This window comes from Polaribacter sp. Z022, assembly GCF_023555495.1.
Classification (GTDB): Bacteria; Bacteroidota; Bacteroidia; order Flavobacteriales; family Flavobacteriaceae; genus Polaribacter.
This window is the reverse complement of record NZ_JALCZO010000001.1, coordinates 302,177-316,997: the sequence shown is the minus strand read 5'-3', so window position 1 is coordinate 316,997 and position 14,821 is coordinate 302,177. Positions and strand designations below refer to the sequence as shown.

General features: G+C 29.3%; 12 protein-coding genes. 8 read left to right on the top strand and 4 right to left on the bottom strand.

From position 1 onward, the window contains the following. Window positions 1-100: 100 nt before the first annotated feature. Window positions 101-883, top strand: coding sequence for an alpha/beta fold hydrolase (locus tag MPF13_RS01365; protein WP_249980486.1), 783 nt, complete (start codon window positions 101-103; stop codon window positions 881-883). A 75-nt stretch (window positions 884-958) separates the two neighbouring features. Then, the gene (locus tag MPF13_RS01360; protein ID WP_249980484.1) at window positions 959-1,963 is read left to right on the top strand and encodes a sugar kinase; all 1,005 of its coding nucleotides are present in this window, start codon (window positions 959-961) and stop codon (window positions 1,961-1,963) included. A gap of 65 nt (window positions 1,964-2,028) precedes the next feature. On the opposite strand, the gene MPF13_RS01355 is transcribed toward MPF13_RS01360, so the two are convergent. Next, the gene (locus MPF13_RS01355; RefSeq protein ID WP_249980482.1) at window positions 2,029-3,318 is read right to left on the bottom strand and encodes an aminopeptidase P family protein; all 1,290 of its coding nucleotides are present in this window, start codon (window positions 3,316-3,318) and stop codon (window positions 2,029-2,031) included. 57 nt (window positions 3,319-3,375) lie between these two features. Further along, a complete protein-coding gene (locus MPF13_RS01350; protein ID WP_249980480.1) occupies window positions 3,376-4,713 on the bottom strand; it encodes a DEAD/DEAH box helicase in 1,338 nt (445 codons plus the stop codon). Between the two features lie 163 nt (window positions 4,714-4,876). Here MPF13_RS01350 and MPF13_RS01345 point away from each other — a divergent pair, with 163 nt between their 5' ends. Then, window positions 4,877-7,708, top strand: coding sequence for a VPS10 domain-containing protein (locus MPF13_RS01345; protein ID WP_249980479.1), 2,832 nt, complete (start codon window positions 4,877-4,879; stop codon window positions 7,706-7,708). A gap of 478 nt (window positions 7,709-8,186) precedes the next feature. Next, a complete protein-coding gene (locus MPF13_RS01340; protein WP_249980478.1) occupies window positions 8,187-8,495 on the top strand; it encodes a GIY-YIG nuclease family protein in 309 nt (102 codons plus the stop codon). 530 nt (window positions 8,496-9,025) lie between these two features. On the opposite strand, the gene MPF13_RS01335 is transcribed toward MPF13_RS01340, so the two are convergent. After that, window positions 9,026-9,952, bottom strand: a complete 927-nt coding sequence (locus MPF13_RS01335; RefSeq protein ID WP_249980476.1) for an ABC transporter ATP-binding protein — start codon at window positions 9,950-9,952, stop codon at window positions 9,026-9,028. A gap of 237 nt (window positions 9,953-10,189) precedes the next feature. Further along, window positions 10,190-12,349, bottom strand: coding sequence for a prolyl oligopeptidase family serine peptidase (locus MPF13_RS01330; protein ID WP_249980475.1), 2,160 nt, complete (start codon window positions 12,347-12,349; stop codon window positions 10,190-10,192). A gap of 154 nt (window positions 12,350-12,503) precedes the next feature. Between MPF13_RS01330 and trxA the strand changes: the two genes are divergently transcribed. From trxA to MPF13_RS01310, 4 genes are all read left to right on the top strand, one after another. Then, on the top strand, window positions 12,504-12,863 hold the full coding sequence (gene trxA / locus MPF13_RS01325) for a thioredoxin (protein ID WP_249980473.1): 360 nt from the start codon (window positions 12,504-12,506) through the stop codon (window positions 12,861-12,863). 303 nt (window positions 12,864-13,166) lie between these two features. After that, the gene (locus MPF13_RS01320) at window positions 13,167-13,505 is read left to right on the top strand and encodes a PadR family transcriptional regulator (protein WP_249980471.1); all 339 of its coding nucleotides are present in this window, start codon (window positions 13,167-13,169) and stop codon (window positions 13,503-13,505) included. A gap of 1 nt (window position 13,506) precedes the next feature. Then, window positions 13,507-14,157 carry a hypothetical protein gene (locus tag MPF13_RS01315; protein WP_249980470.1) on the top strand — a complete coding sequence of 217 codons (651 nt, stop codon included), beginning with the start codon at window positions 13,507-13,509 and terminating at the stop codon, window positions 14,155-14,157. A gap of 4 nt (window positions 14,158-14,161) precedes the next feature. Beyond that, window positions 14,162-14,818 (top strand): hypothetical protein, encoded by a 657-nt coding sequence (locus tag MPF13_RS01310; protein WP_249980468.1) that lies wholly within the window; start codon window positions 14,162-14,164, stop codon window positions 14,816-14,818. Window positions 14,819-14,821: the final 3 nt, after the last annotated feature.

Sequence of the window (14,821 nt, the reverse complement as noted above, 5' to 3'; positions counted from 1 at the left end):
AAATCAATTATAAATAACTTTAAAAAGAAAGAAAAATAACATCAAATTAAATTATACTATTTTTGCCCATCGTTTTATAATATAAACCTAACCAAATTCTTTGTTAAACTATTATTCTTATTCGCATACAACCTCAAAAGAATGGGTAACCTTTGTTCATGGAGCAGGAGGTAGTAGTTCTATTTGGTACAAACAGGTTAGAGATTTTAAAAAGCACTTTAATGTGTTAATTTTAGATTTACGTGGTCATGGAGATAGTAAACCTACCTTAAAAGACACATTTAATCCTAAATATACTTTTGATTCAATAACCAATGATATAGTTGAGGTTATTGAGCATTTAAAAATAGAAAAATCGCATTTTATTGGTATTTCTTTGGGTACAATTTTAATTAGAAATTTAGCTGAAAAGAAAACAGATTTAGTACAAAGTATGATTATGGGTGGAGCCATAATTAAATTAAATTTTAGATCTCAAGTATTAATGAAAGTTGGTAATATTTTTAAATCTGTAGTGCCTTATATGCTTCTTTATAAGTTATTTGCTTTTATAATAATGCCTAAAAGAAATCATAAAAAATCAAGATCATTATTTGTAAACGAAGCAAAAAAACTATACCAAAAAGAATTTTTAAGGTGGTTTAAATTAACTTCAGAAATAAACCCTTTATTACGTTTTTTTAGAGCAAAAGATATTAAAATACCTACTTTGTATATAATGGGTGCAGAAGACCATTTATTTTTACCTTCTATAAAAAATATTGTTTCTAAACATATAACCTCTTCTCTTTATATAATAGATAATTGCGGACATGTTGTAAATGTTGAGCAACCAGATACTTTTAACAACCAAACAATACGTTTTATTACATCTTTAAAATAATAGTATTTTAATAATTAAATTGGTTAACCAATTTTCATTTTTTTGAACTATCTTTGCTTTATAAAAGTTTTTATTATGAATCAGATAATTACGTTCGGAGAAGTTTTAATGCGAATTTCACCACGTGGAAATAAAAAGTTTATCCAATCTAACAATGTAGAATTTTATTTTGGAGGAACAGAACTAAATGTAGGTATTTCTATTGCAAATTTTGGTGGAGATGTAAAACACATTTCATGTATTTCTGATGATTTTATTGGAGATACAGCAATTTCTTATCTAAGAAAATTTGATGTAAGTACTTCTGCTATTGTTAGATCTAAAAGACCTTTAGGTGTTTACTTTTTAGAAGTAGGTGCTGTTATGAGACCAAGTTCTATTTCTTATAATAGATCTCATTCTTCTTTCTCGGAAATAAAACCAGAAATGGTAGATTGGGGAAACTCATTAAAAAAAGGAAAATGGTTTCATTGGACAGGTATAACTCCTGCTCTTTGTGAAGGTGGATATGAAACATTAAAAGAAGGATTAATTCTTGCACAAAAAAAAGGGTTAGAAATCTCTGCAGATCCTACTTACAGAAGTGGTTTATGGCAATGGGGTGGTAATCCAAAAGAGGTTTTAAGAGATTTATTAAGCTATTCTAACGTATTTATAGGAGGTGTTAATGAAATAAATGAAGTTTTAGGTACTAATTACAGTTATTCTAATGAAGATTTTATTGAAGCGAGTAAATCATTAATAAAAGAGTTTCCAAGCATTACTAAAGTTTTTGATAAAATTAGAACTTCTGTAAATGCTTCTTGGCACAAAATAAGATCTAGAATGTGGAATGGTGTTGAGTTTAGAGAAACAGAAGATTTAGATATTACTCATATTGTAGATAGAATTGGTACTGGAGATGCTTATGCAGCTGGTATAATTCATGGTTTACAAAAATTTGACGATTATAAAGCTATGGAGTTTGGTAGTGCAGCTTGTGCAATTAAACATACGTATATGGGCGATGTAAATTATGCAAATGAAGACGATGTATTAAACATTTTAGCAGGTAATACTACAGGAAGATTAAATAGATAATATTTATTTATATAAAGTAAAAAGACGAGTCTAAGACTCGTCTTTTTTTTTTATGAATTTAATTTTTAATTCATTAAATCTTCAATTTCTTCTGCTTCAATAGGTATGTTTCCCATTAAATTAAAGGGTTCTCCTTTTTCTTGTACTACAACATCATCTTCTAAACGAATACCAAAACCTTCATCTGGAATATAAATACCTGGTTCTACTGTAAACACCATATTTGCTTTCATAGGCTCATGTAACAAACCATAATCATGTGTATCTAATCCCATATGATGTGAAGTTCCGTGCATAAAATACTTTTTATATGCTGGCCAATTTTTATCTTCATTTTGCACATCTGCTTTGTCTAATAAGCCTAAACCTAACAATTCAGAAGTCATAACATTACCAACTTCTACATGATATTCTTTCCATAAAACACCAGGAGCTAATATTTTTGTAGCTTCTTTTTTAACTCTATTTACTGCATTATAAACTGCTTTTTGTCTGTCTGTAAATTTACCTGAAACTGGTACAGTTCTAGATAAATCACTTTTATAATTAGCATATTCTGCAGCAATATCAAATAAAATTAAATCGCCAGCTTTACATTGCTGATTGTTTTCTATATAATGTAAAACATTTGCGTTATTTCCTGAAGCAATAATGGGTGTATATGCAAATCCTTTAGATCTATTTCTTACAAACTCATGTAATAATTCTGCTTCAATTTCATATTCCCAAACACCAGGTTTTATAAAAGGTAAAATTCTTCTAAATCCTTTTTCGGTAATATTACATGCATGTTGAATTAAATCGATCTCAATTTGATCTTTTACAGAACGTAATCTTTGTAAAATAGGATTACTTTTAGCTACAGAATGTGCAGGATATTTAGCCAATAACCATTTTGTAAAACGGTCTTCTCTAGTTTCGGTTTCTACATTTGCTCTGTAATGTTCATTTGTATTGATGTAAAAAGTATCGCAATATGTAGAAAGTTCGAATAAAACTTTTTCTAAGTCTTGTAACCAAAAAACTGTTTTAATTCCACTTGTTTTAAAAGCTGCTTCTTTTGTTAATTTTTCTCCTTCCCAAATTGCAATATGTTCATTTGTTTCTCTTACAAATAAAATTTCTCTGTAAGCTTCATTAGGACAATCAGGAAAAAGAAACAACACACTTTCTTCTTGATCTACACCACTTAAATATAATATATCTCTGTGCTGCTCAAAAGGCATTGTACTATCTGCACTTATTGGATAAATGTCATTAGAGTTAAAAATAGCCAAACTATTAGGCTTCATTGCTGAAGCAAAATTTTTTCTATTTTTTATAAAAAGTGCTGAATTTATAGGTTGATATTTCATCTGTATTTGAATTTATAAAAACAAATGTAACGATAAAATTATCAATAAAAAATGACCTTAAAAACGTTTCTTTTTTGGAGCTCCTGTTCTTCCTCTTCCAGAAGTGTTTGCAGGTTTTTTCCCCTTAAAATGAGGTTTTCTTTTAGGTTTATTCTTTTTAGAATTATCGGTAGAATTGTTCTGAGCATTAGCATTTGTTTTCTTTTTCTTTTTACCAAAAGAACTTTTGCTTTGTGTTGCTGCTCTTTTTGGAGGAGCAGTATCTGTAGGTTCAAAACCTTCAATAATTTTAGTTTCTAACTTTTCTTTTAAAAGCTTTTCAATTTCATTTTGATATTCAGTTTCTTCACTACAAACCAAAGAAATTGCTTCTCCTGCAGCTCCAGCCCTACCTGTTCTACCAATTCTATGCACATAATCTTCTGGTACATTTGGTAACTCGTAATTAATTACATGAGGTAATAAAGGAATGTCTAAACCACGTGCTGCAATATCTGTAGCTACTAAAATTCTAATTGAGTTGTCTTTAAAGTTTTTAAGTGCTTTGGTTCTTGCTGCCTGACTTTTATTTCCGTGAATAGCTGCTGCAGAAATTTTTGCTTTCAGTAAGTTTTTTGTCAATCTGTTAGCACCATGTTTTGTTCTTGTAAAAATTAAAACCTGATTCCAATTATTGTCTTTTATCAACTTAACTGTAACCTCAGTTTTTTTCTTTTTATCAACTTTAAAAACTTTGTGAGTTACTTTTTTTGCGGTAGAGTTTTGTCTTGCAGTTTCAACTTCAACAGGGTTTCTTAAAATACCAGAAGCTAATTTTTTAATTTCTTTAGAAAACGTTGCAGAAAAAAGTAAGTTCTGACGTTTTGCAGGCATAAAACTGATGATTTTATTGATATCTCTAACAAAACCCATGTCTAACATTCTGTCTGCTTCATCTAAAATTAAAACATCTACTCTTTTAAAAGAAACTGCTTTTTGAGCATGTAAATCTAACAATCTACCTGGTGTTGCTACTAAAATATCTACACCTCTACGTAAAGTAGCAATTTGAGAAGCTGGTTTTACACCACCAAAAACTACAGCCGGTTTTATGTTTACATATTTACTGTATTCTCTAACATTATCATAAACCTGAGCAGCCAATTCTCTTGTTGGTGTTAAAACCAATGCACGTAAAGGTCTGTATTTTGGGTGTTTTGTTTCTGATAAATATTGCAAAACAGGTAAAGTAAAACCTGCTGTTTTTCCTGTTCCTGTTTGGGCAGATGCTAAAATATCTTTGCCTTCTAAAATATGTGGAATTGCTTTTTCTTGTATTGGAGATGGTTTGGTATATCCTTTTTCCTCAACTGCTTTTACCAATGCTTGGGATAAACCTAAATCTGAAAATGTCATAGAAATCTTTTAAGAAATCAACTTTATGTAGTTATTTCTGCAGCAAAGATACGTTGTTTTAAATAGAAGAGGGTACTTATGCTATTTCCCAATTTATGTTAATTTTTTTGTTATTGTTAATACTATTGGTAATTTCAACAATTCAAACCAAACCTTACTAATTATGAAGTTTATTTTTAAGTTTCTATTCTTATCTTTTTCAGCAACAGTCATTGCTCAAAATGCAACAAGTGCTGATGTAATTCAACAATCTCTACAACAGAAATCTCAAATGATGAGCACTTCTTTGGTAAAGAATATAGAGTTTACAAATATTGGACCAACAGTTATGAGTGGACGTGTTGTAGATATGGCTGTAAACCCAGATAATACAACAGAATTTTATGTGGGTTACGCTTCTGGAGGATTGTGGTATACAAATAATAACGGAACTACTTTTACACCAGTTTTAGACAATTCTTCAACTCAAAATATTGGAGATATTGCAGTAGATTGGAAAACGGGAACCATTTGGGTAGGTACTGGAGAAAAGAATTCATCTCGTTCTTCTTATGCAGGAATTGGAATGTTAAAATCTACAGATAAAGGAAAAACTTGGACCAATGTTGGTTTGCCAGATTCTCATCATATTAGTAGAATTTTAATTAATCCAAACAATACAAACGAAGTTGTTGTTGGAGTTATTGGTCATTTATATTCTTCAAATGATGAAAGAGGAGTTTTTAAAACTACAGATGGTGGAAAAACTTGGACAAAATCACTTTTTATAAATAAAGATACAGGTATTATTGATGTTGCTTTTGCACCAGAAAACTTTAACACTATGTATGCTGCCTCTTGGGAAAGAGAACGTAAAGCTTGGAATTTTGATGGAGATGGAAGTAATTCTGCTATTTATAAAAGTACAGATGCAGGTAATTCTTGGACAAAAATTGCTGATAAAAGCGGTTTCCCAACAGGTAATGGTGTTGGTAGAATTGGATTAGCAGTTTTTAATGAAAATACAGTATATGCTTTTCATGACAGTCAGTTTAGAAGAAAAGACACTAAGAAAAAGAAAACTTCTAATGCTTTAACTAAAGAAGATTTTAAAACCATGTCTACAGGTGAGTTTTTAAAATTAACAGATAAAAAGTTAAATACCTATTTAAAAACAAACGGATTTCAAGAAAAATATAGAGCAGAAAATGTAAAACAAATGGTACGTTCTGGAAACGTAAAACCAATTGATTTGGCAAAATATTTAGAAGATGCAAATTCTATGTTATTTGATACACCTGTTGTTGGTGCTGAAGTTTTTAAAACTACTAATGGAGGTAAATCTTGGAAAAAAACCCATGAAGGTTATTTAGATGATTTGTATTATTCTTATGGATATTATTTTGGTGAAATTAGAGTAGATCCACAAGATGAAAACGGAATTTATGTTTTAGGAGTTCCAATCTTAAAATCTAAAGATGGAGGAAAAACTTTCAAGTCTATCAGTAGAGAAAATGTACATGCAGATCATCAAGCATTGTGGGTAAATCCTAAAAAACAAGGTCATTTAATTGATGGTAATGATGGTGGTTTAAACATTTCTTACGATGATGGAGAAAACTGGATTAAGTTAAACGCCCCTGCTGTAGGTCAGTTTTATGCTGTGTATGCAGACAATCAAAAAAACTATAAAGTATATGGTGGTTTACAAGACAATGGTGTTTGGGTTGCAAACCATAATGCTAGAATAGACAAACGTTGGAAACAAACTGGTCAAAATCCATATGAGTCAATTATGGGTGGAGATGGAATGCAAGTTCAAGTTGATGATAGAAACCCAAATATTGTGTATACAGGTTATCAATTTGGAAATTACTTTAGAATTGATAGAGAAAAAGGCAGAAACAAATACATTCAGCCTAAACACACTTTAGGAGAAAACCCATATCGTTTTAACTGGCAAACTCCTATTCTTTTATCTAAACATAATCAAGATATTTTATATTTAGGAGGTAATAAATTACACCGTTCTTTAAATAAAGGTGATGATTGGGAAACAATTTCAGAAGATTTAACCACTGGAGGAAAAAAAGGAAATGTTGCTTACGGAACATTAACTTCTATTTCTGAAAGTCCGTTTCAATTTGGATTATTATACACAGGTTCTGATGATGGTTTGGTGCATGTTTCTAAAAACGGAGGAGGTAGTTGGACGCAAATTTCTAACTCCTTTCCTAAAAATTTATGGGTATCTAGAGTCATTGCTTCTAAATTTAAAAAAGAACGTGTGTATGTAACTTTAAACGGATATCGTTTTGATGATTTTACACCTTATGTTTTTGTTTCTGATGATTATGGACAAACATGGAAAAGCATTAGTAGTAACATACCAACATCTTCTGTAAACGTTATAAGAGAAGATTCTGAAAACGAAAATGTATTGTATTTAGGTACAGATAATGGTTTGTTTGTTTCTTTTGATTATGGAACTTCTTGGGAAGCTTTTAGCAAGAATTTACCAAATGTTGCTGTGCATGATTTGGTGATTCAACCCACTGCAAAACATTTAATTGTTGGTACACATGGACGTAGCTTGTACAAAGCAAATATTGGGGCTATACAAGAATTTACTAAAGGAATTAAAAAGCATAATAAAATAGAAATTTTTACAATTAATTCTATTAGAAAAAGAGGTTCTTGGGGAAGTTCTTGGAGTAAATGGTTAAAAGCAAATACACCAGAATTAAATATTCCTTTTTATGCAAATGATACTAAAAAAGTAACAGTTGATATTTTTTCTGATGATACAAAAGTAAACTCATTTTCTATAGATGCAGATAAAGGTTTTAATGAAGCTATTTTTGATGTTTCTTTTTCTAAAAAAGGATTAAAAGCATACAAGAAAGCAAATAAAGATACTGATATTAAGAAAGCTAAAAATGATGTGTATTATTTACCTAAAGGAAAATACATTATTAAAATTGGAGAAGCTTCTTCTAAGTTTGAAGTAAAATAAAAAGTATATAAATTAAGAAAGAGCGCTAATTTTCAACTGAATTTTAGCGTTTTTTTTATTGAGATTTCTCAATTCCACTACGTTTCATTCGAAATAACATTCAGTTTGTCATTTCGACCTTGTGGAGAAATCTAAATTAACAGCATGTGAGATTTCTCAGCTACGTTTTACTCCGTTCGAAATGACAAAAAAAGCTCTGTTTCTCTCAAAAAGACATTCAGTTTTTTATCTTATAATTAAAAGAAAGAGATTTCTAAACTTCATTTTATTTGGTTCGAAATGACAAGGTGTATATTTTTTCTTCTTTTTTGTTATTAAGACTTTATTGAGAAATCTATTTGAGGTTTTATTGATAAGATTTTTCGACTACACTACGTTTCGCTCAAAATGACATTCAGTTTGTTATTTCGACCTTGTGGAGAAATCTCAACGACATTCTAGTTCATTAAAATGACAATCTAAATCTTATATTAGTTCAATGAAAAAGACCTTAGGTAACCATAATTATTACATTTATATAATTACCAATAAAAGTAAAACGGTTTTATATATTGGTGTGACAAATAGTCTAAAAGAAAGGTTGTATTACCATTCAAATCCTGAGGCAAATTCTAAACATTTTTCTCATAAATACAATTGTAGGTATTTAGTTTATTTTGAACATTATCAAGATATTGAAACTGCAATTAGTAGAGAGAAACAATTAAAAAAATGGAATAGAAAGAAAAAAGATTTTTTGATTGCTACTAAAAATCCAAATTGGGATTTTTTAAATGATGAGATTTAAGGTTAAAATTAGATTTTTTGACTACGTTTCACTTTGCTCAAAATGACACATACTTTGTTATTTCGACTTTATGGAGAAGCCTATTGATCTAAAAGAATAAGATTTCTCAATTCCACTGCGTTTCATTCGAAATGACATTCAGTATGTCATTTCGACCTTGTGGAGAAATCTAAATTAATAACATGTGAGATTTCTCAGCTATGTTTTACTCCGTTCGAAATGACAAAAAAATCTCTGTTTCTCTCAAAAAGACATTCAGTTTTTTATCTTATAATTAAAAGAAAGAGATTTCTAAACTTCATTTTATTTCGTTCGAAATGACAAGGTGTATATTTTTTCTTCTTTTTTGTCATTTCGACTTTATGGAGAAATCTATTTGAGGTTTCATTGATAAGATTATTCGACTACACTACGTTTCACTCAAAATGACATTCAGTTTGTCATTTCGACCTTGTGGAGAAATCTATATAATATTGCTATAATGAGATTTCTCAATTACGTTTCTCTTCATTCGAAATGTCAAGGGTAATTTATAACAATAATTGTAAATAAATTTTAGCACTTTTTTGTATTTCTGATGTATGATTAAAAAATACTTTTTGATTCTCAAACTCTGCTTCTATTAACCAATAAGAACCTTTAAAATAAGTGTTTAAAACAGTTGCTTCTAAATCTGAATTTTCTACAACAGTAATTTGATGTGGATATAACAAAACTGTTTTATTATTGATGGTTATTTCATTTACATCATCAAATAAAGCTGCTATGTATTTTTCTGTTGGATTGTTATAAATTGCTTTTGGGGTATCATTTGCTAATATTTTATGATTCCGAATTACAATCAAAGAATCAGCAAAAGAAAGCGCATCATTTTTATCGTGAGTAGCCACAATACAAGCAATATTTTTTTCTTTTAAATAGCTAAATAAATTTCTACGTAAAGAGTTTTTCTTAAAGTTATCTATTTGTCCAAAAGGTTCATCTAACAACAATAATTGAGGTTCTTTTGCCAAAGCTCTGGCAATTGCAACTCGTTGTTTTTGACCTCCACTTAGGTTTTTAACTTTGGTGTTAGCAAAAGCTTTCATTTCTATAACTTCTAAAAGCTCTTGGGTTCTAGTTTCACTTTCTTCTGGGTAAAAACGAGATAAGAATTTTTTAATGTTTTCTGATACAGAAATGTAAGGCATTAAATCGAAATCTTGGGCAACATATTTAAAGTTTTCAAAACCTGGAACTAACTGATCTTTAGGTCCTAAAATAGTTTCATTATTCCAAAGAATTTCTCCTTTGTTTATATCTACCAAACCATAAATTGCTTTTAAAAGTGTAGATTTTCCACAACCACTTTCTCCCATTACACAAAGATGTTCTCCTTCTTGTAAAGAAAAACTAAAATCGTTTAAAACAGCTTTGTCTTTGTGATATTGAAAAGAAATGTTGTTTACTTTTAACATGCTGCAAAAATAGGTTTTCTATTTTGAAATTGTTATCGATACTATTTTTTTTGAAATGTAAAAAAACTCTAGAACTAACAATTAGCTTACAAATTTGCCTGCGTTAACGATTGAACGGTTTGTTTGAGCTCGTTGAAGAATGAAACAGCGAGTAGTGAAAGCGTGACCCTTGTGGTAACGCCCAAAAAAAACCGACACAAAATTGTATCGGTTTTAGAATTTATTAAAAAAATCTACTTAAGATTTAATTTTATTTTTTGGTGGATTTGGCAATTGATCAAAGCCCATGTTGAATAATGTAAACCCAAAAATATCTGAATACTGCTCAATAGTTTTTGCAACAGGCGTTCCTGCTCCATGACCTGCATTGGTTTCTATTCTTATTAAAGTAGGATTGCTACCCGTTTGTTTTGCTTGTAATTCTGCTGCAAATTTAAAACTGTGTGCTGGTACAACTCTATCATCATGATCTCCTGTAGTTACCATTGTTGCTGGGTATTTTACACCTTCTTTTACATTGTGAACTGGCGAATATCCTTTTAAATAATCGAACATTTCTTTGCTGTCATTTGCTGTTCCATAATCATATGCCCAACCTGCTCCTGCAGTAAAAGTGTGGTAACGTAACATATCTAAAACTCCCACTGCTGGTAATGCAACTTTCATTAATTCAGGTCTTTGTGTCATTGTTGCACCAACTAAAAGTCCTCCATTAGAACCTCCACGAATTGCTAAATATTCTGAAGAAGTGTATTTATTTTCAATTAAATATTCTGCTGCTGCAATAAAATCGTCAAAAACATTTTGTTTTTTTAATTGAGTTCCTGCAATGTGCCATTTTTTTCCATATTCTCCTCCACCTCTTAAATTAGGAACTGCATACACACCACCTTGTTCCATCCAAACTGCGTTTGCAATACTAAAACTTGGGGTTAAACTGATGTTGAAACCTCCATAACCATATAAAATAGTTGGATTTTTACCATTTAATTCTACACCTTTTTTATGGGTAATAATCATTGGTACTTTTGTACCGTCTTTAGATGTGTAAAAAACTTGTTTGCTTGTATAAGCATCAGAATTAAAATCTACTGCTGGTTTCCAATAAGATTCATACGTTCCATCTTTTGGGTTGAATTTGTATAAAGAACCAGGAGTACTATAATTTGTGAAAGAAAAATACAGTTCTTTAGAATCTTTTTTTCCTCCAAAACCACCAGAAGAACCTACACCTGGTAATTTTACTTCTCTAATTAATTTTCCTTCAAAATCGTATTGTAATACTTTAGAAACTGCATCCACCATATATTCTGCAAAGAAATATCCTGCACCAGAACTTAAACTTAAAACATTTTCTGTTTCTGGTATAAGGTCTTTCCAGTTTTCTTGTGTTGGATTTTTAAAATCTACTGTAACTACCTTTTTATTTGGAGCATCTAAATTGGTTACTAAATACAATTTACTTCCTTTGTTTTTAGTTACATATGTATCACTTTTAACATGATCTAAAACCGTAACTAATTTGCTGTTTTTAGCTTCTAAATCTTTGATAAATAGTTTGTTTCCTGATGTAGAAACTGATGCAGTAATAACTAAGTACTTATTATCTTCTGTAACATAACCACCAACATATCTGTGCTTTTCTGAAGCTTTTGCTCCAAAAATAACAGCATCTTCTTTTTGTGATGTTCCTAATTTATGATAGTATAATTTGTGTTGATCTGTTTTTGCAGACAACTCACTTCCTTTTGGTTTATCGTAACTAGAATAGTAGAAACCTTCGTTTTTGTACCAAGAAATTCCTGAGAATTTTACATCAACCAAAGTATCTTCTTTAATTAATTTAGATTCTGCATCCATAACAATAATTTTTCTCCAATCAGAACCACCTTCAGAAATTGCATACGCAGCAGTTTTACCATCTTCAGAAAAACTTAAAGAACCTAAAGATGTTGTTCCGTCTTCAGAAAAAGTGTTAGGATCTAAAAAAACTTCAGCATCAGAATCTCCTTTTTTTCTGTAAACTACATATTGGTTTTGCAAACCATTATTTTTATAAAAATACGTGCAATCTCCTTCTTTAAAAGGTCTACCTACTTTTTCGTAATTCCATAATTCTGACAAACGAGATTTTAATTGTTCTCTGTATGGAATTTTACTCAAATAATCGAAAGTAACTGCATTTTCTGCTTTTACCCAATCTTCTGTTTCTTTGCTTCTATCGTCTTCTAACCATCTGTAATTATCTACAACTTCGGTTCCGAAAAGTGTATCAATAACTGGTTTTTTTACAGTTTCAGGATAAGTCATTTCTATATTTCTTTGTTTCATTTCTTCTTTACAAGAGACTAAAATAGCACTTGCCATTAAAATAGGTAAGATTAATTTATTTTTCATGTTTGATTGTGTTTGAGATGCTACCAAAATTAGAAGTTATTTAACATATTGTCAGTATTTTAACAGTTTTTAACGTTTTCGGTTTCATATTGTTGATACAATGTAATTTAAGGTGTTTAAAAACGACTACATTTGTATAAAATTAAAAGAACGCATGACAGAAAACTTAACAAAGAAAACTTTTTTAGAAAAGGTTTTTAATTTTGAAGAAAACAAAGAATGGAAATTTGAAGGAGATAAACCTGCATTGATAGATTTTTATGCAGATTGGTGTGGACCATGTAAAATGTTAGCTCCTGTTCTAGAAACTTTATCTGAAGAATATGAGGGTAAGGTAGATATTTATAAAATTGATACAGAAGCAGAACAAGAATTATCTGCAGCATTTGGAATTAGAAGTATACCTTCAATGTTATTTTGCCCAGTAGAAGGAGAACCACAAATGGCAAATGGTGCTTTACCAAAAGCAGATTTAGAACGTATTATTGCTGAAGTTTTAAAGGTTTCAAAATAATTTTTTGTTGCAATTTTACGAAGCAATTTAAATAACAAAATTACAATCCTGAGTTTTAACTCAGGATTTTTTTTATCAAATAAACGAATGCCTAAGAATCTAATGTATAAGAAAATTATGTATATTTGGTGTGATTTACACAAATAAGGTAAAATGTCAGTTCGAGTGAATTTTGAAGAATGAAAAATTTGTATCGAGAACTTAAAGATTTCTCGATACAATTTCGATGAAAAATCGAAATTACTCGAAATGACAGTGTAAACAATTATACGTATATACAAATAAAGATTACACATTATAAATATGGGAAATCAGAAATTATATAAAGGTTCTTTGCAAACTATTATTTTAAAATTATTAGAAACTAATGATAAAATGTATGGTTATGAAATTACACAAAAAGTAAAAGAACTCACCAAAGGCGAATTAAAAATAACTGAAGGTGCTTTGTATCCTGCATTGCACAAATTAGAAGCTGATGGTTTGTTAGATGTAGAGGTTGCAAAAGTTGGAAACCGACTTAGAAAATATTACAAATTAACAGAATCTGGCACAAAAGAAACTGCCAACAAGTTGGAAGAAATGCAAGAGTTTTTAAGAACCATGCAGCATTTGGTTAATCCTAAATTTAGTTTGGAGTAATATGGAAAAGCGCTATGAAATAACAGAAAAGCAATTGGCTTTTTTAGAGGGTTATTTATTAAGAAAATACCCAAGTATTACTAACGAAACTAGAATTGAATTGACAGATCATTTAATTTCTGACTTCGAAGCTACAACAGAAAACGGAAATTTATCTCAGTTTTTATCTAATGAAATGGGATTTATTAGAAAATTTGTATTTGATTCTGCAAATAGGCATCAAAAAAAGTACGGAAAAGAAACTTGGAAACAATTCTTTAGTTTTTTTACAGAAACAAAATTGTTGCCATTCACGCTTTTGGTATTTGTTCTTTTTTACTTTTTAGTTGAAAATCTTAATGATAAATGGCTTTGGGGTTCTTTTGTAATTATAGTAAGCATAGTCTTTTTGATTTCAATTTTATTTGGAATGATAAATAAAAAGAAACTAAGAAAAATGGATGAAGTAAAATATTTAGGTTCAGATATATGGCTTAGTTATTTAATGATACATTTACCAGGGTTTTTTGGTGTTGAAGAATTAATTATGTCAAATAATTTTCTATTTACAATTTATACTTCATTTACAGTAATATATAGTTTTGCTGCATACATGGTAATTAGAGAAAAAAGAAAAATCATCTTAGAAAAATACAAACACTTGTTAAACTAACGCTATGGAATTAACAAAAGAACAAATACAAAAAGTAGAGCATTATTTAAATGTAAAAGATATTACTTTTATAGATGTTAGATTAGAAGTATTGGATCATATTATTTCTGATATTGAAGAAAAAATGCAAACAGAAAAATTAGATTTTGAAACTGCTTTTAATAATGTTACAGTTAAATGGAATAAACACTTAAAACATTCTTCTAGTTATATGTTTGGAGTTATGTTTTCTGTACCTAAAATTGTATTAGAAAAAGCAAAAAAGAGGTTTTCAAACTGGTTTTTCATTCCTTTTCCAATCTTTATTGCTACATATTTTTTTATAGAAAAATCAAGTTATATTTTATCTGAAACTGCAAAAAACGGACTTAACCTATTTTTTCAAATTTCATCTATTTGCACTTTTATTATTTTTTTAGTTTTATTTATATTAAAATTAAAAAACAAGACATCAACTACCTATAGTTTCATATTAAATACGCAAAGTTTAAATTTAATTATGGCATTAATTCTTTTATTTGATTTTGATTATCTTACTAAAAATGGAACTTTAGACTCAATTCAAGTTACAATCTTAATAGGTTTTATTTATTCTACATATACTTATTTTCATTTCTACAAAAAACACAAAGAAGCTATCAAAAAATATAAAATTTCATAAACT

What these genes read in the sequence shown, in the direction of transcription:
- MPF13_RS01360 (WP_249980484.1), top strand. Translation starts at nt 959, where the DNA reads ATGAATCAGATAATTACGTTCGGAGAAGTTTTAATGCGAATTTCACCA.
- MPF13_RS01355 (WP_249980482.1), bottom strand. Translation starts at nt 3,318, where the DNA reads ATGAAATATCAACCTATAAATTCAGCACTTTTTATAAAAAATAGAAAA.
- MPF13_RS01350 (WP_249980480.1), bottom strand. Translation starts at nt 4,713, where the DNA reads ATGACATTTTCAGATTTAGGTTTATCCCAAGCATTGGTAAAAGCAGTT.
- MPF13_RS01345 (WP_249980479.1), top strand. Translation starts at nt 4,877, where the DNA reads ATGAAGTTTATTTTTAAGTTTCTATTCTTATCTTTTTCAGCAACAGTC.
- MPF13_RS01340 (WP_249980478.1), top strand. Translation starts at nt 8,187, where the DNA reads ATGAAAAAGACCTTAGGTAACCATAATTATTACATTTATATAATTACC.
- MPF13_RS01335 (WP_249980476.1), bottom strand. Translation starts at nt 9,952, where the DNA reads ATGTTAAAAGTAAACAACATTTCTTTTCAATATCACAAAGACAAAGCT.
- MPF13_RS01330 (WP_249980475.1), bottom strand. Translation starts at nt 12,349, where the DNA reads ATGAAAAATAAATTAATCTTACCTATTTTAATGGCAAGTGCTATTTTA.
- trxA (WP_249980473.1), top strand. Translation starts at nt 12,504, where the DNA reads ATGACAGAAAACTTAACAAAGAAAACTTTTTTAGAAAAGGTTTTTAAT.
- MPF13_RS01320 (WP_249980471.1), top strand. Translation starts at nt 13,167, where the DNA reads ATGGGAAATCAGAAATTATATAAAGGTTCTTTGCAAACTATTATTTTA.
- MPF13_RS01315 (WP_249980470.1), top strand. Translation starts at nt 13,507, where the DNA reads ATGGAAAAGCGCTATGAAATAACAGAAAAGCAATTGGCTTTTTTAGAG.
- MPF13_RS01310 (WP_249980468.1), top strand. Translation starts at nt 14,162, where the DNA reads ATGGAATTAACAAAAGAACAAATACAAAAAGTAGAGCATTATTTAAAT.